Annotated in this window: 24 protein-coding genes and 1 pseudogene; 16 read left to right on the top strand and 9 right to left on the bottom strand. The window is 31.7% G+C overall.

Going from position 1 to position 23562, the window contains the following annotated elements; translation table 11 throughout:
* Positions 1-3 precede the first annotated feature (3 nt).
* Positions 4-624, bottom strand: a complete 621-nt coding sequence (locus B7R65_RS17075) for a DUF47 domain-containing protein (RefSeq protein WP_088044042.1) — start codon at positions 622-624, stop codon at positions 4-6.
* 324 nt (positions 625-948) lie between these two features.
* On the opposite strand from B7R65_RS17075, the gene B7R65_RS17070 reads away from it, so the two are divergent.
* From B7R65_RS17070 to B7R65_RS17050, 5 genes are all read left to right on the top strand, one after another.
* Positions 949-2337 (top strand): aldehyde dehydrogenase, encoded by a 1389-nt coding sequence (locus B7R65_RS17070; protein WP_088044041.1) that lies wholly within the window; start codon positions 949-951, stop codon positions 2335-2337.
* A gap of 115 nt (positions 2338-2452) precedes the next feature.
* Positions 2453-3427: an ABC transporter ATP-binding protein gene (locus B7R65_RS17065; RefSeq protein WP_088044080.1), complete on the top strand. Its 975-nt coding sequence runs from the start codon at positions 2453-2455 to the stop codon at positions 3425-3427.
* The gene (locus B7R65_RS17060) at positions 3424-4275 is read left to right on the top strand and encodes an ABC transporter permease (RefSeq protein ID WP_088044040.1); all 852 of its coding nucleotides are present in this window, start codon (positions 3424-3426) and stop codon (positions 4273-4275) included. Before B7R65_RS17065 ends, B7R65_RS17060 begins: the two co-directional genes overlap by 4 nt.
* A gap of 15 nt (positions 4276-4290) precedes the next feature.
* The gene (locus B7R65_RS17055) at positions 4291-5079 is read left to right on the top strand and encodes an ABC transporter permease (RefSeq protein ID WP_373419594.1); all 789 of its coding nucleotides are present in this window, start codon (positions 4291-4293) and stop codon (positions 5077-5079) included.
* 19 nt (positions 5080-5098) lie between these two features.
* Entirely contained in the window at positions 5099-6148 is a 1050-nt protein-coding gene (locus tag B7R65_RS17050; protein WP_088044039.1) for an ABC transporter substrate-binding protein, read from the top strand.
* Positions 6149-6179: 31 nt separating this feature from the next.
* Here the strand turns inward: B7R65_RS17050 and B7R65_RS17045 are convergent, their stop codons facing one another.
* A complete protein-coding gene (locus B7R65_RS17045; RefSeq protein ID WP_088044038.1) occupies positions 6180-6599 on the bottom strand; it encodes a MarR family winged helix-turn-helix transcriptional regulator in 420 nt (139 codons plus the stop codon).
* Positions 6600-6801: 202 nt separating this feature from the next.
* Between B7R65_RS17045 and B7R65_RS22025 the strand changes: the two are divergent.
* A pseudogene (locus B7R65_RS22025) lies at positions 6802-6994 on the top strand (histidinol dehydrogenase); the annotation flags it as partial.
* Positions 6995-7250: 256 nt separating this feature from the next.
* On the opposite strand, the gene B7R65_RS17035 reads toward B7R65_RS22025, so the two are convergent.
* A complete protein-coding gene (locus tag B7R65_RS17035) occupies positions 7251-7859 on the bottom strand; it encodes a YitT family protein (RefSeq protein ID WP_088044078.1) in 609 nt (202 codons plus the stop codon).
* Between the two features lie 838 nt (positions 7860-8697).
* On the opposite strand from B7R65_RS17035, the gene adhE reads away from it, so the two are divergent.
* The 3 genes from adhE (at position 8698) to B7R65_RS17020 (ending at position 13008) form a co-directional block, all read left to right on the top strand.
* Positions 8698-11301 carry a bifunctional acetaldehyde-CoA/alcohol dehydrogenase gene (gene adhE, locus B7R65_RS17030; protein WP_088044036.1) on the top strand — a complete coding sequence of 868 codons (2604 nt, stop codon included), beginning with the start codon at positions 8698-8700 and terminating at the stop codon, positions 11299-11301.
* Positions 11302-11399: 98 nt separating this feature from the next.
* A complete protein-coding gene (locus B7R65_RS17025) occupies positions 11400-12308 on the top strand; it encodes an RluA family pseudouridine synthase (protein WP_088044035.1) in 909 nt (302 codons plus the stop codon).
* Positions 12309-12318: 10 nt separating this feature from the next.
* Positions 12319-13008, top strand: a complete 690-nt coding sequence (locus tag B7R65_RS17020; protein WP_088044034.1) for a copper homeostasis protein CutC — start codon at positions 12319-12321, stop codon at positions 13006-13008.
* A 107-nt stretch (positions 13009-13115) separates the two neighbouring features.
* Here B7R65_RS17020 and B7R65_RS17015 read toward each other — a convergent pair whose 3' ends face one another.
* Positions 13116-13925 (bottom strand): CAP domain-containing protein, encoded by an 810-nt coding sequence (locus B7R65_RS17015; RefSeq protein WP_088044033.1) that lies wholly within the window; start codon positions 13923-13925, stop codon positions 13116-13118.
* A 346-nt stretch (positions 13926-14271) separates the two neighbouring features.
* Between B7R65_RS17015 and B7R65_RS17010 the strand changes: the two genes are divergently transcribed.
* The gene (locus B7R65_RS17010) at positions 14272-14583 is read left to right on the top strand and encodes a cyclic-phosphate processing receiver domain-containing protein (RefSeq protein WP_088044032.1); all 312 of its coding nucleotides are present in this window, start codon (positions 14272-14274) and stop codon (positions 14581-14583) included.
* Between the two features lie 160 nt (positions 14584-14743).
* On the opposite strand, the gene nagE is transcribed toward B7R65_RS17010, so the two are convergent.
* The 5 genes from nagE to phaQ form a co-directional block, all read right to left on the bottom strand.
* Positions 14744-16108, bottom strand: a complete 1365-nt coding sequence (gene nagE, locus B7R65_RS17005; protein ID WP_088044031.1) for an N-acetylglucosamine-specific PTS transporter subunit IIBC — start codon at positions 16106-16108, stop codon at positions 14744-14746.
* Positions 16109-16284: 176 nt separating this feature from the next.
* Entirely contained in the window at positions 16285-16473 is a 189-nt protein-coding gene (locus tag B7R65_RS17000) for an alpha/beta-type small acid-soluble spore protein (protein WP_088044030.1), read from the bottom strand.
* Between the two features lie 91 nt (positions 16474-16564).
* Positions 16565-17008, bottom strand: a complete 444-nt coding sequence (locus B7R65_RS16995) for a MaoC family dehydratase (RefSeq protein ID WP_088044029.1) — start codon at positions 17006-17008, stop codon at positions 16565-16567.
* Between the two features lie 51 nt (positions 17009-17059).
* Positions 17060-17569, bottom strand: a complete 510-nt coding sequence (locus tag B7R65_RS16990; RefSeq protein WP_088044028.1) for a hypothetical protein — start codon at positions 17567-17569, stop codon at positions 17060-17062.
* Positions 17570-17613: 44 nt separating this feature from the next.
* Entirely contained in the window at positions 17614-18045 is a 432-nt protein-coding gene (gene phaQ / locus B7R65_RS16985) for a poly-beta-hydroxybutyrate-responsive repressor (RefSeq protein WP_088044027.1), read from the bottom strand.
* Positions 18046-18252: 207 nt separating this feature from the next.
* On the opposite strand from phaQ, the gene B7R65_RS16980 reads away from it, so the two are divergent.
* The 6 genes from B7R65_RS16980 to B7R65_RS16955 all read left to right on the top strand — a co-directional run bounded on the left by B7R65_RS16980 (position 18253) and on the right by B7R65_RS16955 (position 23555).
* Positions 18253-18738, top strand: a complete 486-nt coding sequence (locus B7R65_RS16980; protein WP_088044026.1) for a DUF4349 domain-containing protein — start codon at positions 18253-18255, stop codon at positions 18736-18738.
* Positions 18739-18761: 23 nt separating this feature from the next.
* Positions 18762-19502, top strand: coding sequence for a 3-oxoacyl-ACP reductase (locus tag B7R65_RS16975; protein ID WP_088044025.1), 741 nt, complete (start codon positions 18762-18764; stop codon positions 19500-19502).
* A 44-nt stretch (positions 19503-19546) separates the two neighbouring features.
* Positions 19547-20626 carry a class III poly(R)-hydroxyalkanoic acid synthase subunit PhaC gene (phaC, locus tag B7R65_RS16970; protein WP_088044024.1) on the top strand — a complete coding sequence of 360 codons (1080 nt, stop codon included), beginning with the start codon at positions 19547-19549 and terminating at the stop codon, positions 20624-20626.
* A gap of 139 nt (positions 20627-20765) precedes the next feature.
* Positions 20766-21974 (top strand): NAD(P)/FAD-dependent oxidoreductase, encoded by a 1209-nt coding sequence (locus B7R65_RS16965; protein WP_088044023.1) that lies wholly within the window; start codon positions 20766-20768, stop codon positions 21972-21974.
* An 87-nt stretch (positions 21975-22061) separates the two neighbouring features.
* Entirely contained in the window at positions 22062-22730 is a 669-nt protein-coding gene (locus B7R65_RS16960) for a DUF421 domain-containing protein (protein ID WP_088044022.1), read from the top strand.
* Between the two features lie 318 nt (positions 22731-23048).
* The gene (locus B7R65_RS16955) at positions 23049-23555 is read left to right on the top strand and encodes a DUF3189 family protein (RefSeq protein ID WP_088044021.1); all 507 of its coding nucleotides are present in this window, start codon (positions 23049-23051) and stop codon (positions 23553-23555) included.
* The last annotated feature ends 7 nt before the right edge of the window (positions 23556-23562 follow it).

Raw genomic sequence — 23562 nt, 5'->3', positions numbered from 1 at the left:
CCCTTACGCATTACGCATGATAATTTGCTCAAGAGTATTCGCAACGTCTTGTGCACTATCAGCAACAGATTCTAACATTTCATAAATTTCTTTATATTGGATAATTTTAATTGGATCTTTTTCATTCATAAATAGTTGTTTGATTGAGATTCTTAATAATTCATCACATTGTGATTCGTAATCTTTAATTTTAATTGCATGCACTCGAATCTCTAAAAGTTTTTTATTTGAAAGTAATTTTACGGCATTTAAAATTTCTTCAACTGCTTTGTGTAAAATATTTACGAACTTAACCATATATTCGTCTGCTGCTGTAATTGAATACATTTCAAAACGAGCAGATGTATGTTCAAAACCATCTAATACATCGTCCATTTTCATAGCTAATTGTAAAATGTCCTCACGCTCAATTGGAGTAATGAAAGTTTTATTTAACTCAACGATTAATGAGTGGATGAATTTATCACCTTTAGTTTCGTATTCTTTCATTTCTTCTGAAAATTTCTTTAAGTCGCTTGCATTTTTTATTTTAAAGTCAACGTAGTATTGTGAAGATACGTGCAAGTTTTCTGCAATTCCTAAAAGCTTTTCAAAGAATACATCCTTTTTTTGACCAAAAAACATTATGATTCCTCCAAGTAAAACATATAGTTTATTATTTACCTTTACATTATCACTTAATTATATAATGTCCGAAATTATGTAAAAAATGTCGAAAAAAGTAAAGGCTACGTTAATAATAATAATTGGTTTTTAAAATTAATCAATTAAAAACTTATATTATATTTACAAATTTACAATATCTTTACATTTCCTTAACATACTTAATAATTCGTTTCTATAATAAGTAACTTTTGATATAGACAGTTTTATTGACATGTAAAGGGGAATTAAACTAGCATTAGATTATGTGTTTAAACAATTGAACTTATAAAGGGTGTGTGTGTATTGACCGAAACTGATACTGCGCTAAAAAATAATCAATTAGTCAATAAACAGAAGGCTTATTTTCAAACTGGCGCAACAAAAAGTGCAGAATTCCGTATAGCCCAATTAAAGAAACTATATAACGCTATTGTCAAAAACGAAGAGAAAATTATAAATGCTCTAAAAGCTGATTTAAATAAATCTGACTTTGAAGCTTATTCAACTGAAATCGGATTTACACTGAAAGAAATTACTGAAGCGATTAAGAATGTTAAAAAGTGGATGAAACCTAAAAGAGTAAAAACTCCTATAACTCATATAGGAACAAAAAGTAAAATATTTAGGGAGCCATATGGAGTTACGTTGATTATTTCACCATGGAATTACCCGTTCCAGCTGACTATGACACCTCTAGTTGGAGCGATAATTGGTGGAAATACTGCGATCATAAAGCCATCTGAATTAACACCTTCTACTTCGTCAGTTATTCGATCAATCTTAAACGATACATTCGAAGAGGAATATATTTCAGTCATCGAAGGTGGTGTTGATACAAGCACAAATTTACTTCAACAAAAATTTGATCTAATCTTTTTTACCGGAAGTGTGCAAGTTGGTAAGATCGTAATGGAGGCTGCTTCTAAACACTTAACCCCTTTAATTTTAGAATTAGGTGGAAAAAGTCCAACGATCGTTAATGATGATGCGAATCTAAAAGTGACTGCAAAAAGAATTATATGGGGGAAATTTACAAATGCAGGTCAAACATGTATTGCTCCCGATTATATTTATGTACACGAGAACGTTAAAGATGAGTTAATGAAAGCTTTAAAAGAAGAAGTAATTCATTTTTATGGAAATAAACCACTTGAAAATTCTCAATATACAAAAATAGTAAGTGAAAAGCATTTTAATCGTTTAGTATCTTTTTTGAAAGATGGGAAGTTGGAACATGGGGGAGGATTCGATCAAGTTTCACATAAAATCGAACCAACAATCCTTTCAGATATTACATGGGAATCGAATTGTATGAGTGAAGAAATATTTGGACCAATTCTACCAATTATTTCATATAGGCGTATTAATGAAGTAATAGAAGAAATAAATAAGCATCCAAAACCTTTAGCATTATATGTTTTTACCGAAAATAGCTCTTTAGCAAATCAAATCATCGAAAGAGTTCCGTTTGGTGGTGGATGCGTAAATGACACACTTTACCATATGGCAACACCTTATTTACCATTTGGAGGAGTCGGAGAAAGCGGTACAGGAAACTATCATGGTGAGTATAGTTTTAACGCATTTACCCATGACAAAAGTGTACTGATTCAAACTACGAAAATAGACCTAAAAATTCGCTATCATACAACAAAAAACGCTTTACGGTTTATACGTAAATTGCTAAAATAGATACTAATTGCAACTTCGGTTTTTAAGCTCCTTGACAAAAGGGGCTTTTTATTTGTTACTGAATAAATTATTCATTTTACATACAATAAAAACATTTGTTAGATTGGACGAGAAAATGAAAAATATAATTGAAATTGATCAAGTAGAGAAAGTTTTTAATGAGACTCAAGTCATTTTACCGCTTTCATTAGAGATATTTTCCGGAGAGTTTTTGACAATTCTTGGACCGAGTGGTTGTGGTAAAACAACGCTTTTACGTATGATTGCAGGTTTTGAGGAACCGTCATTAGGTGTCATTAAATTAAATGGAAAAGTAATAAATAATTTACCACCTTATAAAAGAGATATGAATTTAGTTTTTCAACATTATGCACTTTTTCCACATATGAATGTTGAAAAAAATATACAATTTGGATTGAAAATGAAGGGTGTTTCATTAGCAGAACAAAAGAATCGTGCTGAAAAAGCAATGCGATTAACTCAACTTACTGAGTTTAGAAATCGTAAGCCTAGTCAACTTTCAGGCGGACAACAACAAAGGGTAGCAATCGCACGAGCAATCGTAAATAATCCTAAAGTATTATTATTAGATGAGCCATTAGGCGCATTAGATTTTAAACTTAGAAAAGATTTACAAAGAGAATTAAAAAATCTTCAACGTGAATTAGGAATAACATTTATTTACGTAACACATGATCAAGAAGAAGCAATGAGTATGAGTGATCGAATTGTAGTAATGAATAATGGTAAAATTGAACAAATAGGAACTCCAAAAGAAATTTATCAAAGACCGGCGAGCCAGTTTGTTGCATCATTTATTGGTGAAAATAATTTCTTCACACATGATGGAAAACTATTTGCAGTACGACCTGAAAATATCAAGGTTTTGAAAGAGAATGAAAAGAACGGTTTTTATAATGGGATAGTTAGAGATATCGAATTTGTAGGTAATTTAAATAAATTATTTATTGATTTGATTGAAATTGAGCAAACGGTTGTTGTTTATCAAATGCCAGATCAAACTAGTTTAATACGTAATGAGATGGTTCATATCGTTTGGAATGCAGAAGATGAGGTGTTTATGTATTGAAAAATGGTAAATACATAATTGCACCTGCGGTTATATGGTTATTGATATTTTTTTTACTACCTCTTTTATTTATTTTTGGGTTTGCATTTATGAAAAATGGACTATATGGAGAAATTGAAAGAATTTTTACGCTTGATAATATAATAAAGGTTTTCGATCCACTTTATTTAAAAGTTTTGTGGACAACATTTTGGATTGCTTTGCTTACAACAATCATTACTTTAATAATTGGATATCCTTATGCTTACACAGCAACTGTTGTAAGTGAGAAATGGCAAAGAATCTTATTATTACTTATTACAATTCCATTTTGGATAAATTTCTTAGTTCGTTCGTATGCATTAATTGTAATTCTGAGATCAAAAGGGATAATAAATACTCTGTTATTGAAGTTGGGTTTAATAAATGAACCATTACAATTACTATATAATACTCCTTCAGTTATTTTGGGAATGGTGTATACATTATTACCTTTTATGGTCCTACCAATATTTGTTGCAATCGAACAATTAGATAATCGTAAATTAGATGCAGCAAGCGACTTAGGTGCAACACCAATTAAAACTTTTATCTACGTTACATTACCTTTAACAATGAAGGGTATTTTTGCTGGTAGTATTTTAGTTTTTGTAGCATCTTTTGGAATGTTCGTTGTTTCAGATGTTATGGGTGGTTCAAAAGTTGCACTAATTGGAAATGTTATTCAGAACCAATTTTTAGGTGCAAGAAATTGGCCATTTGGTTCAGCATTGTCAATCTTTTTAGTCGTTTTTTCAATTGGTTTAATAGGTCTTTACTATTTAGCGACAAAAAATATTGGTACGGAAAAAAGTGGGGGTGAGAAATAAGTGAAAAAAAGATTACTGATTGGTTTTTCCACGCTAATTTTAGTCTGCTTATATTTGCCCATCCTTATATTAATTTTATTTTCATTTAATAAGTCGAGAATTAACGCTGAATGGTCTGGCTTTACATTTGATTGGTATTTAAATCTATTTAATAATCCACAAGTTGTCGACGCTTTTTTTAATAGCTTAATGATAGCAGTAATTACAACGATCATTTCTACTATATTAGGGACAATTTGTGCACTTGCTCTACATCGTTACAAATATAAATTCAATAAATTTATTAGTAGTCTAGTTTACTTGCCAATTGTTGTACCTGATATTCTGATGGGTATTTCTTTATTAATATTATTTACAAATTTTCATGTTGAACTAGGGAGTTTAACGATTATTATCGCTCACGTTACTTTTTGTATTTCCTATGTTGTTATTTTATTAAGTGCTAGGCTTTCAGGTATGTCAGTTGATTTAGAAGATGCAGCAAGTGATCTAGGTGCTACTCCATGGCAAACATTCAGATTTGTTACATTACCAGCGATTATGCCAGGTGTAATTGCTTCTGCGCTTTTATGTTTCACATTAAGTATTGATGATTTTGTCATTAGCTTCTTTGTATCTGGTCCAGGGTCGACAACATTACCAATCTATATTTATGGAATGGTTAAAAAAGGAGTTACACCAGAAATTAATGCAATATCAACAATTCTTATAGTAACGATCATCATCTTAATGGTGCTATCAGAGATGTTCCGCACAAAAGGAATTTCGAATGAGAAATCGAAAAAAAATTCATATATTGTCTAAAATATAGGGGGGATTCAAAGTGAGTAAATTTAAAAGAGTAGCTTCTTTCATTGCTTCAGTCGGATTAACAAGTTTATTATTATCCGCATGTTCTGTTGGGAAAGAGGAACTTAACATTTATAGTTGGGCAGATAATTTTGATCAAAGTGTTTTAGATTCATTTGCCAAAAAATACGATGTGAAAATCAACTATCAAGTATTTGCAAGTAATGAAGAGTTATATGCTAAATTAAAAGCTGGTGGCTCGAACTATGACGTCATTCAACCTTCTGATTACATGGTTAAACTAATGATCAAACAAAACATGTTAGAAAAATTAGATAAGGACAAAATTCCGAATTTAAGTAATATTGCACCTGAGTATACAAATCAAGAGTTTGATCCAAAGGGTGATTATTCTGTTGTATATACTGGAGGGTTAACAGGAATTGCTTATAATCCTAAATATGTAAAGGAAGATATTAGTAGTTGGGAAGACCTTTGGAATCCGAAATATAAAGGTCATGTCACATTATTAGATGATAATAGAGAAGTATTTGGAATGGGCTTAATAAAAAATGGTTTTTCAAATAGTTCATTAAATGAAGATGATTTATCAGTTGCATTTGATGATTTGAAAACTTTAACACCAAATCTTTTAGCATTTGATACTGATACAGTGAAGCAAAAATTTATTACTGAAGACGCTTGGATTGGACAAGTTTGGTCTGGAGATGCGGCTTATATTCAAAAAGAACTTAAAGGAATTAAGTGGGTAGTACCAAAGGAAGGTTCTTCTAGATGGGCTGATACATTGGCAATTCCTAAGGATTCTAAGCAAAAGGATTTAGCTGAAAAATTTATAAACTACCTATATGATCCAAAAGTAAGTGCAAAGAATTATGAGTCTATTGGATATTCTGATCCAAACAGTAAAGCAATTCAATATCATTCTGAGGCATATAAGAAAAATCCTTTTATTAATGTGACACAAGAAGAAGTTAATCATACGAATTGGATTAAAGATGTTGGGGAGCAAACAGAACTATACGATAAGTATTGGACAGAATTAAAAACTGGCCAAAAATAATAAAGAGGTTATCTCATTCGAGATAACCTCTTTATAATATTTTATTTAACAAATAATGAAATTGATCTCTTTCATCATTAGACAATGAGTTAAACAAAGAAGCCCATAGTCCTTCACGAAAAGTAGCCATTTCATCGACCATTTGATAACCTTGCTCTGTTAACTCAAGCCAAGTTACTCTACGGTCTCGAAGATCTCGCTGTCTTTTGATAAGTTCATTATTTACCATTTTATTTACCGCAGTAGTAATCGCTCCAGAAGATAATCCGATTTGCTTTCCGAGTTCAGATACTGTCATTTTTTTATTTTTATTTAAAAGATGTAATAGCAAATATTTAGGTGGGGTTAAAGAATTGTTTGCAGCTTCGTTTGCTTTTTGCCAATTTTTTCTTACTCGAATTAACAGTTTTGTTAGATCATCAACAAGTAGCTTATCATGATCATTTAACATTAAATCCACTTCCTTGAATATTACAATTAAAAATTACTTTAATAGTAAAGGTTTTGTACGATTAGGTTACCAAGATTCAATTTAATTATCAAGTATACGAACTTTGAAAATGAATTATTAAAATTTGTCAAGTATTGTCTGTATAGATTCCATAGTGTTTTGTAAATAGTATGATAAAAGACATTGGTAGGGGTGAAGTACAATGTTTAAGTATTTTAAGTTTAAAATAAATGATACTGTTCAATTTGTGAAAAACGATGGTCATTTCTACCGAGTTATCGGTTATAGAATCGAAAAAAGTATTTATTTAAACGATGAGTACAGTAGCATTATTTACGAGCTCTTACGAGAATTTGATGGTTTACAAGTAGATGCTGAAGAAGAAGAACTGATAAGCGTTTCAAATTTTGATGAATTTTATGGATCGATGTTTGAGAAACTAGGAACTTTTACAATTAAGTTTGCTAAAAAACAGGAGGATATAATTAAAAAAGATGGCCCAATTGCCTCATCGATCGATGAACTTTTAGACAAATATAATGATTATCGTAGATTAGCTATTCTTTTTAAAGATTGTCTGTATGACTTAGCTGCGGAGAACGTCTTAAATGAACTCGTTGACTATTCTGAAACAAAAAAAGATTACATGCACTAAGCATGTAATCTTTTACTATTTGATTTAATTGAAACAGACTTCGTCTGAAAATTACTTTCATAAACTAGTTCAGTTACTTTTGCACATATTGCAACAGATAAAATTGTAAAGCCGACTTCATTCCATGATAAATAACTTAATGATAACAGAAGAATTAAAGCATCAAAGATAAAGTAAACTTTACCAATTGATATTTTTGACTTCTTACTCATAAGAATTGTTAGTAAATCATCTCCACCTGTAGCACCACCGAACTTAAGGATAATTCCTAATCCTAGTCCCGCAAAAATCCCTCCCAAAATAGCAGGAATCCATAGATGATCTTCAAAAGTGAACGTAAACGTAGAAGTTCTTTCTATGATTGCGTAAAAAATGGAAAATGAAATTGCCCCAATAAAAGTATTAATTAATAACTTTTTTCCTAGAAAGAATCCAGCAATTAAGATAATTGGAATATCTAGAACTAAAGTTGTTATAGATGGTGAAATATTAAAAGAGTTTTTTACTAATAAGGCAATTCCTATAAATCCGCCTTCTGTTAAATTGTTTTGAAAATGAAAATGGAATAAAGACATTGCTAAAATAAATGAACCGATTAAAATCATCAAGGTCTCACCCAAACGATTGTTACTCATTGTTATTTCCTCTTTTCGTAGTTAGTAGTTTAAAATGTAAAATCTATAAACTAACTACGTACATATAGCTAATGTGTAGTTAGTTCAGTGAATTCACTAACTACTAAGCTATATATCATTGAAGAAATAACATAATCGCCTGTCAACCATAGTTTCGCCTACCTTCAGTTTTATTTTAGAGTTCTTTTGGTTCTCTAAATTAAAACCGCTAAGTATAGGATAAGTCTTTACGTTGCCAAATGCTCCTTCGAGCAATCATGGTTACACGTCCTTTTTACCAGTTTTGTTAGATGAAAATCTAACAGATGTGAATAAGTTCAGATAGAACTTATTCTTAATCTTAACATATGCTGAAATTTAAGAAAAAAGAAAAGTTTTAACAAAAAACTACATGTCTAAATAAAGGTGATATTTCTCTGATGATTTTTTTGAATTTTTGGTGCTATTAACATGAATTTTCGTTGACCTCTACCTAAGGATGTTTGCCTTCCTTGAAGCTTGAGGTGACTATTTTCTAAGGTAAAAGGTCTGTGGGGTATCACCTTTATACTACTCTAAAAGGAGACTCGGCAACCATTTTATCAGTACAAGTGCAATCTAAGAAATAATCTTACATAACAAAGCTAAATAAAATAAAATTATGTGAAAACATTCACAAAATATACATGGCTTTTTAAATTTTAAAAGCGTATATTTTAATTGTTAAGATATTTGTGAATTAAATCACAAATTTACTTATGGATACAAGATAAGTATTGTATTGATCTGAATTGACAAATACTTTTCAGAATCTAAGGAGGGCTTAAGAATGGCTGTTCAAGAAAAGAATGTAAATGATGTAGTTGATGCATCTAAATTAGTAAATGAATTGGTCGTAAAAGGACAAAAGGCTTTAAAGGAATTTGAGAGTTATAATCAGGAAGAAATAGATAAAATTGTTCATTCAATGGTTATTGCTGGATTAGATCAGCATATGCCACTTGCGAAAATGGCAGTAGAGGAGACTGGTCGTGGGGTATATGAAGATAAAATTATAAAAAATATATTTGCAACAGAATATATATGGAATTCGATTAAAAAAAATAAAACAGTTGGAATTATAAGTGAAGATAAACAAACAGGAATAATTGAAATCGCAGAGCCCGTTGGTGTAATTGCAGGTGTAACCCCTACAACAAATCCAACATCAACAACGTTATTTAAGGCAATTATTGCAATAAAAACAAGAAATCCTATCATTTTTGCATTTCATCCTTCTGCACAAAATTGCAGTCGTGAAGCAGCAAAAATTGTTAGAGATGCTGCAGTTAATGCAGGTGCTCCAGAAAACTGTGTTCAATGGATTGAAGTTCCATCTATTGAAGCAACGAAATGTTTAATGAATCATGAAGGTGTCTCACTTGTACTAGCTACAGGCGGTGCAGGCATGGTGAAATCAGCATACAGTACTGGTAAACCTGCACTTGGAGTTGGACCTGGAAATGTACCGTGTTATGTTGAAAAATCAGCTGACGTAAAGTGCGCTGTTAACGACTTAATTCTTTCTAAAACTTTTGATAATGGGATGATCTGTGCTTCAGAACAAGCAGTAATTATTGATGAAGAAATATATCAAGATGTGACAAACGAATTAAATGCGAATAATTGTTATTTTGTTACAAAGGATGAAAAGAAAAAATTAGAGAAGCTCGTTATCAACGAATTAACTTGTGCAGTTAATGGCGAAATAGTTGGGAAATCCGCATTCGAGATAGCATCTTTAGCAGGAATAAAAGTTTCTGAAGATACGAAATTATTAATTGTCGAATGTGGAAGTGTTGGACCCAAGGAACCTTTAACTAGGGAAAAGCTTAGCCCAGTTCTTGCTGCGATAAAAGTAAAAGGGTATGAAGAAGGATTTAAACGATGTGAAGAAATGTTAGAGTTAGGTGGTTTAGGTCACTCTGCCGTTATTCATAGCAATAATATAGAAATTCAAAAGCAGTTCGGATTAAGGATGAAAGCTTGCCGCATCATTACTAATTCACCTTCAGCTCATGGTGGAATAGGGGATTTATACAATGCATTTATTCCATCATTAACTCTTGGTTGTGGTTCACATGGTAAGAATTCAGTTTCGAGCAACGTTTCAACTATTCATTTATTAAATATAAAAAAATTAGGAAGTAGACATACAAATATGCAATGGATTAAATTACCACCAAAAATTTACTTTGAAAAGAACTCTACTCAATACTTAGAAAAAATGCCTAATATTTCAAAGGCATTTATTGTAACTGATGAAGCAATGGTAAAACTAGGATATGTTGATGTGATCAAATATTATTTAGAAAAACGTGAACAAAATGTACAGATTGAGATTTTCTCAGATGTTGAGCCAGACCCTTCAGACTTAACTGTAATCAAGGGTGCTGAAAGAATGAGATATTTCCAACCAGACGCAATTATTGCATTTGGTGGAGGCTCGGCAATGGATGCAGCAAAAGGTATGTGGATGTTTTATGAATATCCAGAAACTACATTAGATGGCCCTAAACAAAAGTTTTTAGACATTCGCAAACGTGTGTATAAGTATCCTAAGCTAGGTCGACAAGCGCAATTTATAGCAATTCCTACAACCTCAGGAACAGGTTCAGAGGTTACACCTTTTGCAGTAATTACTGATAAAGTAAAAAATATTAAATATCCACTAGCAGACTATGAATTGACACCAGATGTAGCAATTATTGATCCTCAGTTTGTAACTACAGTTCCAAAAAGTATTACTGCTGATACGGGTATGGACGTTTTAACTCATGCAATCGAAGCATATGTTAGTGTTTTAGCAAATGATTATACAGATGGATTAGCTCTTCAAGCAATTAAACTTGTTTTTAAGTATCTTCCTAGAGCATATCGCGATGGTAATGATTTTGAAGCACGTGAGAAAATGCATAATGCTTCTGCTATTGCAGGGATGGCATTTGCAAATGCTTTCTTAGGTATAAATCATAGTTTAGCGCATAAAATTGGTGCCGAATTCCATATACCACACGGAAGAGCAAATGCAATTTTAATGCCACATGTCATAAAGTATAATGCTAAAAAACCAACAAAGTTTACAGCTTTTCCTAAATATAAATACTTTATCGCAGATGAACGATATGCAGAAATTGCGCGAATCCTAGGTTTACGTTGTTCTACATCCGAAGAAGGTGTAGAAAGCCTTATTACAGCTGTAACAAACTTAGCAAAAGAATTAAATATTCAAATGAGTATTCAAGCACAAGGGGTCACAGAAAAAGAATTTAAAGAAAAAGTAGCATATTTAGCAGATAAAGCATTTGAAGATCAATGTACAACTGCGAATCCCAAATTACCACTTATAATAGAACTTGAAGAAGTTTATATGAACGCTTTTAAAGGCTGTTAAACGAATGATAGAAAAAGAAGTACCTGAAATTGGGTGCTTCTTTTTTGTAGTAAATTGTTTTGATATAATAAGCCTATTGAAAGTATGGTGATGAAAGAATGAATTTAACAAAAAATGATTCTTGGTGTGAAGTGATAATTAGTGATGAATATAGTAATCAAACCATCGAGGAATATTTGAAAAGCTTTTGGCAATTCCCTAAAAAGCTTTTACATGAATTAAGAATGGAAAAAGGAGTAAAAGTAAACGGAGAAGTTAAACCATGGAATTCTTTAATCTTAAACGGTGATCATGTAGGTATTTTGCTATTTAAGGAAGAGGATTATGGTGTAATTCCACAAAATCAATCGATTAATATATGTTTTGAGGATGATCATTTACTAATTGTAAATAAACCATTTGGAGTAGATACACATCCAAATGAAAAAGGCCAATTACATACACTAGCAAATGGTGTTGCTCATCATTTCGAAAAAAATGGTTTAAAAACAAAGGTCAGACATATTCATCGACTCGATAAAGATACAACAGGAGGTATCGTTTTTGCTAAACATGCATTGAGTAGTGCAGTACTTGACTTGATGCTTAGTCAGAGAAAGATAAAACGTATTTACACTGCACTTGTTGAAGGGAATGTAAAACCAATTGAAGGAACGATAAATGAGGCAATAGGAAGAGATCGTCATCATCCAACAAGAAGACGGGTTTCCCCTAAAGGAGATCGTGCAGTAACGCATTATAAAAAAATTGGATATATTCCGAAAAAAAACATTACCCTTTTAGAATGCCAATTAGATACTGGGAGAACTCATCAAATACGTGTGCATTTAAGTTTTTTAGGTTATCCAATCGTTGGAGATAATCTATATGGTAGCAAGTATAAATTATTAAATCGCCAAGCTTTACATGCCAGTCAAGTGAAGTTCACTCATCCATTTACGAGAGAAAAACTTCAAATTAACATTCCATTTCCTGCAGATATTCAACAAATAATAGACGATAAGTGAGATGACATAAATGATTTTAGAGGTAATAGCTACGAACGTAAAAGATGCAATAGATGCAGAAAAATTTGGTGCAAATAGACTTGAATTAGTGACTGGAATGATGGAGGGAGGATTAACTCCTAGTTATTCAACGATTAAACATGTTGTCCAAAATGTCTCTATTCCAGTTCATGTAATGATACGCCCGCAAAGTAAATCCTTTATTTATGATAAATATGATGAAGCCGTTATATTAAAAGATATTGAAATATGTAAAGAATTAGGAGCTGCTGGAGTTGTTTTTGGTGCATTAAATACAGACAATACGATCAATGAGGATTTATTGGTAAAAGTCATACAAAAAGTAGAGGGAATGAATATAACGTTCCATCGTGCGATTGACGAATCAAATGATATAGTCAATTCTTTAAATACATTGCTAAAATATCCAGAAGTAACTCATATATTAACTTCTGGCGGCAAAGACAGTGCAATTGAAGGTCAGGGAACGATTAATGAAATGATTAAACTGGCAAAAAATACTGAACTGAAAATTGTAGCAGGAAGTGGCTTATCTATTGAAAATGTTTCTAATTTTATTGATTCTACTTTTGTTGAGGAAATTCATTTTGGATCTGGAGTCCGTAAGAACCATTCATCAATCGAAGAAATTGATGAGAATTTAATGCGAAATTTAATAAATATAATTAAAAACAGTTAAATTAAATATAGCCAAAGAGTGTTTAAAATAATTTTGGTCATACTAAAAAGGTAGTCCAATTTAATTGGACTACCTTTTACACAGCTAGATACAATGAGTATTTTTTATTATTTACCGATGAATTGTTGAGTCCAAGTGTTAGCTCTTGAATCGTAACCAACACCGATTTGTGTTAAGTTAGGATTTAAGATGTTTGCACGGTGACCAGCACTGTTCATCCAAGCAGTAACTACTTCTTCAGGTGTTCTTTGACCTTTAGCAATGTTTTCTGCTGCATAGTTATAAGAGATTCCAAAATGTTTCATCATATCAAATGGTGAACCGTAAGTTGGAGAGTTGTGATCAAAGTAATTTTTATCAGTCATATCTTGTGATTTTAAACGAGCAACTTTTGATAATTCAACATTTAATGTAAATGGTTTTAAACCATTTTTCGAGCGTTCAACATTTGTTAATTCAAATACTTTATTTTCATAAGCATTTAAAGCTGAAGATGTTGATGGCGTTGATGTTGAAGGTGTAGATGGTTTTGTTGACGGTGTAGATGGTTTAGCTGGTGTAGTTGGTACCGTCGGTTTTGTTGCTGGTGTAGATGGTTTAGCCGGTGTAGATGGTGTTGTAGTTCCTGGGTTAGCAGGCTTAACTGAACCTTGTTCTAATTGCTTTTTAATAGCATCTTGAATTTGCTTCATATCAAAACCTTGGCCTTGTAATACTTTGTTTAAATCTATTTTCATAGCACCATTAGTAGTAGTTAAGTTTGGTAGATTAAAATAATTGAATAAAGAATCATTTAAGTTGATAGCTTGTGTATATGATTTTGTATCCTTATTGATTGTATCTGCCTTTACTGCGCTTACAGGAGCACCTACTAGTAGAGTAGCAGCCATTGTTGATAAAGTTATAATTTTTTTCATGTTCTTTCTCCTCCATTTGTTTGGTTATTGTCTCGCTGTACAAGTAATACTTTAGCATGAAAACGCGTGACATAATTATGGGAAAAAATGGCGAACAAAAATTGAGGATTTTTTTGGTAGAAAAACTAAAGCTCATAAATTAGAAAAATCCTTATCTAGCCTACTATTTTACTAGAATAATAATAAATTACGTATGTAAGTTTCTTCAAAAAATTTCCATATAAAAAATGATGATTAGAGAAAACATCATAATTCACCGTTATAATCATGGAATAAAAATCCATTTTTGTTTTTATTCAGTTACGTTTGTAATCATTCTGTAAAGAACGTATTGAGGGTGACTAAATTGAAATTATATATTGATGACACACGAGCTGTACCTTTTGGTTTTATACTAGTTACTTCAGTTGATGAAGCAATTGATGAATGTAAACTATATGAATTCAATCAAATTTCGTTAGATTTTAATTTAGGGTTTAGGAAAAAGAACGGGTTAGATTTTATCGTAGAATTTTTTTCGCAAGGATTTTATGTACCACATCTTAATTTTCATAGCGATGACTCGATAGGAGTTTCAAAAATGATCAGTGAAATTAATCGTAAGATAATAGAAGGGAAAATAAATAAAGAAATAAAAATAACAAGGATTAGTTATTAATACGATATCTAATAAAAGCTCTAATTCACTATAACGTACATATTTAATTGTATTGTTTTAGAATAAATCATTTATATAGAAGAAACACGTAAATCATTGAAAGTATTTTACATTAAGATATCAATAAAAAAAGCTTGTACCAGTGGGTACAAGCTTTTTTTTATTTTACTGATTTCTTCAAGTCTTCAGCAACAAACTCGACGTTTGTACCTACGACTACTTGAACGTTTTTATCGTCTAATTTAATAACTCCTCGTGCACCAGCTTTTTTAAGTAGTGACTCATTTACTTTTGAAGCATCTTTTACTTGTAAACGTAAACGAGTAGTACAGTTATCAATATTAACTAAGTTTTCTTTTCCACCTAAACCTTGTAGGTATAATGAATCTCCGATTTCAGTTATTACTTCATCAGATTCCATTTCTTCATCTTCACGACCCGGCGTTTTAATGTTAAATTTAATGATTGCAAAGTAGAATACAATGAAGTAAATTACTGCAAATACTAAACCTACAAGGATTAATAAAATTGGTTTTTGAGCAATATTAAAGTTTAGAACATAATCAATGAAACCTGCTGAGAATGTAAATCCACTCTTAATTCCTAATGCATTTACGATACCCAGTGATAGACCAGTTAAAATAGCATGGAATGCATATAAAACTGGAGCGATAAACATGAATGCAAATTCGATTGGCTCAGTGATACCTGTTAAGAATGAAGTTAAAGCTAGACCTAAAAACATACCTGTTACTGTTTTACGTCTTTCAGGTTTTGCAGCAGCGATCATAGCAATTGCAGCTGCAGGTAGACCAAACATCATGATAGGGAAGAATCCTGTCATAAATGCACCAGCAGTTTTGTCTCCAGCGAAGAAACGATTTAAATCACCGTGAATTAATTTACCAGCTGCATCTGTGAAGTCACCTAAATTGAACCAGAAAATTGTATTTAAAACGTGATGTAATCCTAATGGGATTAATATTCGGTTTAAGAATCCGAATACTGCAGCTCCGATAGGACCAAGATCGATAATCCAGTTACCAACAGAGTTAATTGCATCTTGAATTGATGGCCATACATAACCGAAAATACCAGCTAAAATAAGCATAACGGCTGAAGTGATAATTGGAACGAAACGTCTTCCACTAAAGAAACCTAACCATTCAGGTAATTTAATTCCACTGAAACGGTTATATAGTAAACCAGCGATAACCCCAGCGATAATACCACCAAGAGCAGCCATATTAATATCTTTATTAATAGATGTTGCTCCTGCAGTTAATACGAAATAACCAATCGCACCTGCAAGACCTGCTGCACCATTACCATCTTTAGAAATACCGATTGCAACACCGATGGCAAAGATTAATGCAAGATTAGAGAAAATTGCATTACCTGCCGCCGCCATAAATGGGATGTCAAGTAAATCAGGTTGTCCAAAGCGCAGTAATAATCCTGCTGCAGGAAGAACAGCGATTGGTAACATTAATGCTTTACCAATACGTTGTAAAAAACTAAGCATAAGTTTTTCCTCCAAATAAAATATAATGATTACGCTTTCAATATTAACCCAAATCAACCAACTTGTCTATACAACTAGTTATATTAGTTTTTGAATTTCTGAAAAAAATTTAAAAATAAATAGGGAAGACAAGAATCTCCCCTATATTAAGCCATTTTATATAGTTATATGTGAATTTAAATACCTTTTAAATGACTTTGTGCTTGTGCAATTAATCGTTTTGTAATTTCTCCTCCAACAGAACCGTTAGAACGCGCAGTTGTATCTGACCCTAATGTTACGCCAAATTCGTTGGCGATTTCATATTTGAATTGATCAAGTGCTTGTTCAACACCTGGAACTAATAATTTATTTGTACGTGCCATGATTTTCACCCCTTCTTGTAAGTAATATCTTACATTTGTATTTTTAACTAAAAGGGGTTAATCATGCTTGGTAAATACAGTCATATTAGGATTAAGTTAACTTTTTAACCAATGCAGTTCCTTCAACTACTAAGAGATTGTTCTGGTTATATACATTCGTTTGCAAAGTTAATAACCTTTTATCAATCCTTTTATTTAATACCCTGACTTTTACCGTAATCGTATCATTAATTTTTACAGGTGCTTTAAAGGATACTTCTTGTGACAAATAAATTGTATTTTTTCCAGGTAGTTTTGTACCAAGTACTGAAGAAATAAAACTACAAATTAACATGCCATGAGCAATTCTTTCTTTAAAGATGCTTTCTTTAGCAAAATCATCTAAAAGATGAATCGGATTTACATCTGTTGAGATCATGGCAAATTGTTCAATCATTTCCGATGTAATTTCTACTTGAAGATTAGCTTCATCACCAACTGAAATAGAGTCAAAATGAACTTCCTGTACACGTTTTGCACTTTCGAAAATATTCATTTTGTACCATCCTTTCTATGTTGAACTAATCAGCTATTCAAGGAATGAAAATTATAGTTTTGTAAACGAAAGATCTTGAAATTGTTTTAACCAATCTTCCTGACTTTTTTGAAATTGTTGATATAAGTTAGTCCAGTTAGGAAGAGTAGAGTTACTTAAAGGTTGATTAAAAAATTGTTTGAAAAACTGTTGTTGCTGATTCGTGAATGAGTTCATTGTTTGGAAAAAAGATTGATATGGGTTTTGGTTCAAATTTGACCAATATGTTTGGAATGGAGCAAATTGATCAAATAATTTTTTCCATGTTTGTTCATATGACTCTTGATTTAGAGTAGGTTTTACTTCATTAACTAGTTTGACCATTTCTTGGAATTGTTCATATGATTTTTTTTGTTGCTCTTGCACTTGCTCGTTTAAAGTTTTCCATTGCTTTGCTTGTTCTTGTAACATTGACTCTGTCCATTGCTGAATTTGTAATTGATTATCTAATAAATATTGAAGCATTTTTTTGAAATTCTCTGCAGCCTGTTCTGTTGGGATATCCACTGTTTTTTCAGACATGATTAAATCCTCCTAAAATTTATTATTGATATGCAAAAGCATTTTCAATCTTTGTTAATCTTTTCGTCAGAATTACTAAAAGGGAAGAAAGAATTAGTATAAATTGAGAAAAATGTTTGGAGCATTTGATTATATTGAGTGAATGAAGAATGACATGTTTTTAAATATTCTTCTCCAGCAGCTGTTATTGAGTAGATACGTTTAGCAGGACCCTCATTTCCATGCTCCCAACTCGATTGAATATAACTTTCTTTCTCGAGTTGTCTTAATATGCGGTAAACATTGCTTGAGTCAATTGTTGTAAAGCCTAAATTGAATAATTCTTGCATTAGTTTATATCCATGCATATTCCATTGTTTAAGACTTAGTAGCAAAAAGGGAACTAAGAAATTTTTTGGTAATGTAATCGAATCTGAGGAGTCTTGTTTTGTGTTTTGTTGTTTATTTTTACTTGTCTCTTTATCATTTGTTGTCATAAAGTATTGTTCCTCTCTATAACGTAGTAATGTAATCGTTCCATAAGTGTAATTTACACTTAGTTGATTTTATTGTCAATGTATTACGAATATAATGAATATTAAAAAACAATTTTCGACACTCATTGTAGAAATATCACGAAAATATAGGATTGTTTTGTCAATAACATGTTTTCTATACTTAAACATAGAGTGAGGAGGAGAAACATGTCAGAACAAAATTTTTCAGATCCGTTAAAAATGTGGAAACAGTTATACGATGTGAATGAAAAATACTGGGGAAAAATGATGAACGATGTTGTTCAAAAAGAAGAATTCTCAGAGTGGATGGGATCTGTCATCGATTTTAACCTTTACTGTAAAAAGGCTATGAATGACCAATCGAAGGTTTTTTTAGAAGCCTCGAATATTGCTTCGAAGGAAGATATTGCAAATGTTGCAAGTTTAGTAATTAATTTAGAGGCAAAAGTTGATACACTTGATGATCAACTTTTTACTCAAAGCGGGCAAGAAACAGACGTATTAGCATTAAAAAAAGATATTGCAAAAGTAAAATCTGATACTAAATCAATTCATCAGCAAATTAATGAATTAAAAGCTGAAACACAAACGATTCATCAACAATTTAATGAATTAAGTACATCTTTGTTAAACATAGAGCAACTTTTACAGCAATTAACATCAAAAAAATAATTGGGTAAAGAGGAGAATGATTCATGGATTTAGTAAATCGTGTAGCAATCGTAACAGGTGGCGCAAAAGGAATTGGAAAAGCTATTGCATTTTCTTTAGCTAGGAAAGGTGCAAAGGTTGTTATTAATTACAATAACAGTGAGGCACAAGCAAAAGCTGTCGTAGATGAACTTTATGCAGAAGGATTTGAGGCTCTAGCTGTTCAAGCAAATGTGGCTGAATTGGATCAAGCAAAAGCACTAGTTGAGCGCACGATTGAGCATTTTGGTCGATTAGATATTATTGTTAATAATGCTGGGATTACGAGAGATCGTACTTTCAAAAAGCTAACTGAAGAAGATTGGCATGAAGTGATAAACGTGAATTTAAGTAGTGTTTATAATACATGTAATTCTTCCTTAAAATATTTATTAGAATCTGATAATGCACGAATCATTAATATTTCTTCGGTCATCGGTCAAGCTGGAGGATTTGGTCAAACAAATTATTCTGCAGCTAAAGCCGGCATGATCGGATTTACTAAATCTTTAGCAATTGAATTAGCAAAATCTAATATTACTGTAAACTCTGTATGTCCTGGTTTTATTGAAACTGACATGCTAAGTGATGTTCCTGAAAATGTGAAAGAGCAAATAAAAGCTAAAATTCCAAAGAGAAGATTTGGAACAGTTGATGAAATTGCAAAAGCAGTTGTTTACTTATGCGAAGACGGAGAGTACATTACAGGTCAACAAATTAATGTAAACGGCGGTCTTTATGTATAATCATTAAATTTGAATACAAATTTTATATGTAAAGGGGGATGTTTATGATTAGTTCAAAAAGTCTTGATTCGACATCTGAAGTGCTACCGCAAGGGCTAAAAGAATCGTATAAAAGATTAAAAAGAACAGCGGATATACTGATTAAAGAAGGAGAGCCATTAGTAGGGCAAACTCCTAAAGAAGTAATTTGGACTAAAAATAAGAGTAAACTCTACCGATATATTCCAACTGCAAAAAAACTAAAAAAGACGCCAATTCTTTTAGTTTACGCTTTAATTAATAAACCATATATTCTTGACCTTACTAAAGGAAATTCATTTGTAGAGTATTTAGTAGGCGAAGGTTTTGATGTTTATTTATTAGACTGGGGAACATTTGGTTATGAGGATCGTCATTTGAAGTTTGATGATATTGTCCATGATTATATTGCAAAAGCAGTAAACCGAGTGCTGCGATTTTCAGGTTCAAGTGAGTTATCAATTTTAGGGTACTGTATGGGTGGAACTCTCACTAGTATTTATGCTGCTCTTCATAAGGATGCACCGATTAAAAACTTAATCTTTTTAACAAGTCCTTTTGATTTTTCTGACACAGGATTATATGGAGCTTTCTTAAATGAAAAGTACTTTGCATTAGATAAAGCTGTTGATACACTAGGAAATATTCCCCCTGAAATGATTGATTTTGGAAATAAGATGTTAAAGCCGATAACAAATTTTGTCGGTCCTTATGTCACACTTTTAGATCGATCAGACAATACTAAATTTATTAAATCATGGCAGTTAATGCAAAAGTGGGTTGCAGATGGAATTCCGTTTCCAGGTGAAGCTTATCGTCAATGGATTCGAGATTTTTATCAGCAAAACAAACTAATCAAAGGTGAATTAGAAATTAGGGGCAGAAAGGTAGATCTTTCTACAATTAAAGCAAACGTATTAAATATTTCTGCTACGAAAGACCATATCGCAATGCCATGTCAGGTTGAAGCGCTAAATGAACATATTTCTAGTGAAGATAAACAATATGTTTCAATTCCTTCTGGACACGTTTCTGTTATGTTTGGTCCAGCTTCATTAAACATCACTTATCCGACAATTGGTAAATGGTTAAAAGAAAGATCTTAAAAAATGTTATTTATATTCTAGTCATTATAAATTTAATCACTTCATATTGTATGATGAAAAATCTCACTTTAAAAAAGTGGGATTTTTTTCATGTAACTGACAAAAACTAGCATTAGACAAAAGGTGAAAGGAGAAAAATATGAAAGTTATAAGTGGTATGCTTTATTGGCCAACAACCTATACAAATAGATATGAAACAGTAAAACCATTGGATGAAGACATTACATGTGACTTTGTCATAGTTGGTAGCGGAGAGTCAGGGAGCCTGTGTGCATATGCTTTAAGTGAAACGGGTGCTAAAGTAGTGGTCATTGATAAACGAAATATAGCACATGGAAGTACAAGTGCAAACACAGGGCTATTACAATATTCAAATGATAAACCACTATACTCCTTTATCAATTCATATGGTAAAGCAAAAGCAGTTCGACATTATCAACTATGCCAAGATGCCATTGATGGTTTTGAAAAGATGGTTCAAACATTCGATTTTAATCCAGACTTTAAAAAAAGGAATAGCTTGTATTATGCGAGTGATTCGGATGGAAAAGAAATGCTAGAAATTGAATATCGTACATTAAATGAAAACGGATTTAAAGTTGAACAACTCTCCAACTCAAAAATAAAAGAGACGTTTAAAATGAATAAGGAATTTGCATTATACTCAGGTAATGATGCGGAGGTCAATCCATTTAAATGTTCACATGCTTTATTACAGTATGCAATGAAAAGGAATGTAAAAGTGTATAGTGATACAGAAGTTACCCGAATTATTGGTACGAGTGATGGTGTTCAAATATTTACTCATAATAAGAAAACAATTAAAGCAAAAAAAGTGATTTTTGCAGGCGGATATGAATCTTTAGAAGTTAAAAGTGAAAAGAATGCCATATTATCTTCTACGTTCGCAATAGCTACACAACCATTACTTAATCATAACGCTTGGTTTGAGAATTGTTTGATATGGGAGACAGCAAGACCTTATTTATATTTACGAACCACAGTGGACGGCAGAATAATTGTTGGTGGTCTTGACGAGTCTACTGTTCTGTCGGAAAAACGAGAATCAATGTTACATCATAAAAAAGAACAACTCATCGAAAAGCTCATCGAATTATTCCCGCAATATGAGGAGGCAAAAGCGGAATACTACTGGACAGGTGTTTTTGGAGGTACGCATACTGGCCTACCTATGATCAGACAATACGATGAATTTCCAAACTGCTATTTTCTAATGGCATATGGAGGAAATGGAACAGTTTATGGTTATATTTTAGCTAATATATTAAAAGATTTAGTTACGACTGGCTCTCATCCTGATGCTCATTTATATATGGATAGTAAATAAATTTTAGAAGTTTCCAATATAAAATGTATAAAAAGAATTAAGTAGTAAGAAAATTTAATAGGCAATAAAAATTTAGGAGTGTATGAAATGGGATATTTGGAAATATTAAGTGAATTGTTTTTTGGATATATCGCTCTTTTTATAGTCGTTAAATTTTTAGGAAAGACTCAGATCAGTCAAATTACTCCATTTGATTTAATTTCTTCGCTTGTACTCGGAAATATATTGGGTGATGCAATTTACGATAAGGAAGCAAATTTACCTAAAATCTTATTTAGTATCTTTACTTGGGGAGCGCTTGTACTTGTTACGGAAATTATTACACAAAAATCCCTTAAGGGAAGAAGACTACTAGAAGGTGATCCTTCAATCGTCATTAAGAATGGCAATATACAATGGAGTGAGTTGAAACGAAATAGATTAGATGTAGATCAACTATTTCAATTACTTAGAGCAAAGGATACATTTTCGGTTAATGAAGTTGCTTTTGCTATTTTAGAAAACGATGGTTCAATCAGTGTACTAAAGAAATCAAATTTTGATACTCCTACTAAGCAGGATTTAAAATTACAATTAGAAAAAGAATTTCTACCTTTAATCATTATTAGTGATGGCAAAATCATTCAGAGATCCCTTAAGTCGTTGAAAAAAGATGAGAAGTGGGTTCAAAAGAAACTTTCTGAAGCTAATTTAACACTAAAACAAGTTTGTTTTGCTGAATGGGATTCAAAGCAATTGCATTTACATACGTATTAAAAATGTCGCTTTTTTTATTGATTATTAAAAAGGCTTTTAAAACAAACTATAAATATATGATTGGAACAGAAGGTGCGAGACTGCTGTAGGTGTAGCGGTATAGATGGGACCTTAACAGTCTTCAAAAAGGTAGGCATAGAATACCGCGACGTCCCGTCGTAACGCATGCATGGCTCACATCATGTGGGCCCAGGCTCATCGCACGGACCACTAAAAGCGAGCATTCTGGAGTGGAAATCGACGAATTTTTTTTATTGCTACAAAGTTTATGAAAACAGCCTAAAAAAGATAAATATTATAAAATTAAGGATGAGATGAATGAAATATTATATATATTACTGTTTTGGAGGTACGCACTCCTCACCTCTTGCAGCAGCTTACCATTTAAAACAATTACCGATGGATCGCAAACCTACTGATGATGAAGTGAAGAATGTTTATTTATTTAATAAATTAAAACCTAAAGATGGTGGGAAAATTTTTTATCATGGTGAAGATGAAAATGGTGATAAAGTCTATACAGTCGCAAAAAGATATACTAAAAATGTACCAAATGCGATTGAAAGTTTAGGTTTAATATTATTAAATAATGACGATAAAATTATTTTATCAAGCACATCTCCAACAGTACCACTTGCAATGACATTAGGTGGATTTACATCTAGGTTTTTACATATTGATTTTATAGGTGTACCCTTACTTGTTTTAGGTGCAAAACAAACCTATATGAATTTAATAAAATTAGTCGAAAATACTAAAAACTATCATCATTTAGCAGCTGAGAAAGTAACAAAATTAGATAATAAAAACTTCAATAAAGATTAAAAAAATG

The sequence above is a fragment of the Bacillus sp. EAC genome (assembly GCF_002156875.1).
Lineage (GTDB): Bacteria > Bacillota > Bacilli > Bacillales > Bacillaceae_G > Gottfriedia.
The sequence above is the reverse complement of the archived record's forward strand: the minus strand, read 5'-3'. Positions and strand labels throughout refer to the sequence as shown.

Excerpts from the sequence above, each read along its gene's own strand:
- B7R65_RS17075 (WP_088044042.1), bottom strand. The coding sequence starts at position 624 with ATGTTTTTTGGTCAAAAAAAGGATGTATTCTTTGAAAAGCTTTTAGGA.
- B7R65_RS17065 (WP_088044080.1), top strand. The coding sequence starts at position 2,453 with ATGAAAAATATAATTGAAATTGATCAAGTAGAGAAAGTTTTTAATGAG.
- B7R65_RS17045 (WP_088044038.1), bottom strand. The coding sequence starts at position 6,599 with ATGTTAAATGATCATGATAAGCTACTTGTTGATGATCTAACAAAACTG.
- B7R65_RS17035 (WP_088044078.1), bottom strand. The coding sequence starts at position 7,859 with ATGATTTTAATCGGTTCATTTATTTTAGCAATGTCTTTATTCCATTTT.
- adhE (WP_088044036.1), top strand. The coding sequence starts at position 8,698 with ATGGCTGTTCAAGAAAAGAATGTAAATGATGTAGTTGATGCATCTAAA.
- B7R65_RS17025 (WP_088044035.1), top strand. The coding sequence starts at position 11,400 with ATGAATTTAACAAAAAATGATTCTTGGTGTGAAGTGATAATTAGTGAT.
- B7R65_RS17020 (WP_088044034.1), top strand. The coding sequence starts at position 12,319 with ATGATTTTAGAGGTAATAGCTACGAACGTAAAAGATGCAATAGATGCA.
- B7R65_RS17015 (WP_088044033.1), bottom strand. The coding sequence starts at position 13,925 with ATGAAAAAAATTATAACTTTATCAACAATGGCTGCTACTCTACTAGTA.
- nagE (WP_088044031.1), bottom strand. The coding sequence starts at position 16,108 with ATGCTTAGTTTTTTACAACGTATTGGTAAAGCATTAATGTTACCAATC.
- B7R65_RS17000 (WP_088044030.1), bottom strand. The coding sequence starts at position 16,473 with ATGGCACGTACAAATAAATTATTAGTTCCAGGTGTTGAACAAGCACTT.
- B7R65_RS16995 (WP_088044029.1), bottom strand. The coding sequence starts at position 17,008 with ATGAATATTTTCGAAAGTGCAAAACGTGTACAGGAAGTTCATTTTGAC.
- B7R65_RS16990 (WP_088044028.1), bottom strand. The coding sequence starts at position 17,569 with ATGTCTGAAAAAACAGTGGATATCCCAACAGAACAGGCTGCAGAGAAT.
- phaQ (WP_088044027.1), bottom strand. The coding sequence starts at position 18,045 with ATGACAACAAATGATAAAGAGACAAGTAAAAATAAACAACAAAACACA.
- B7R65_RS16980 (WP_088044026.1), top strand. The coding sequence starts at position 18,253 with ATGTCAGAACAAAATTTTTCAGATCCGTTAAAAATGTGGAAACAGTTA.
- B7R65_RS16975 (WP_088044025.1), top strand. The coding sequence starts at position 18,762 with ATGGATTTAGTAAATCGTGTAGCAATCGTAACAGGTGGCGCAAAAGGA.
- phaC (WP_088044024.1), top strand. The coding sequence starts at position 19,547 with ATGATTAGTTCAAAAAGTCTTGATTCGACATCTGAAGTGCTACCGCAA.
- B7R65_RS16965 (WP_088044023.1), top strand. The coding sequence starts at position 20,766 with ATGAAAGTTATAAGTGGTATGCTTTATTGGCCAACAACCTATACAAAT.
- B7R65_RS16960 (WP_088044022.1), top strand. The coding sequence starts at position 22,062 with ATGGGATATTTGGAAATATTAAGTGAATTGTTTTTTGGATATATCGCT.
- B7R65_RS16955 (WP_088044021.1), top strand. The coding sequence starts at position 23,049 with ATGAAATATTATATATATTACTGTTTTGGAGGTACGCACTCCTCACCT.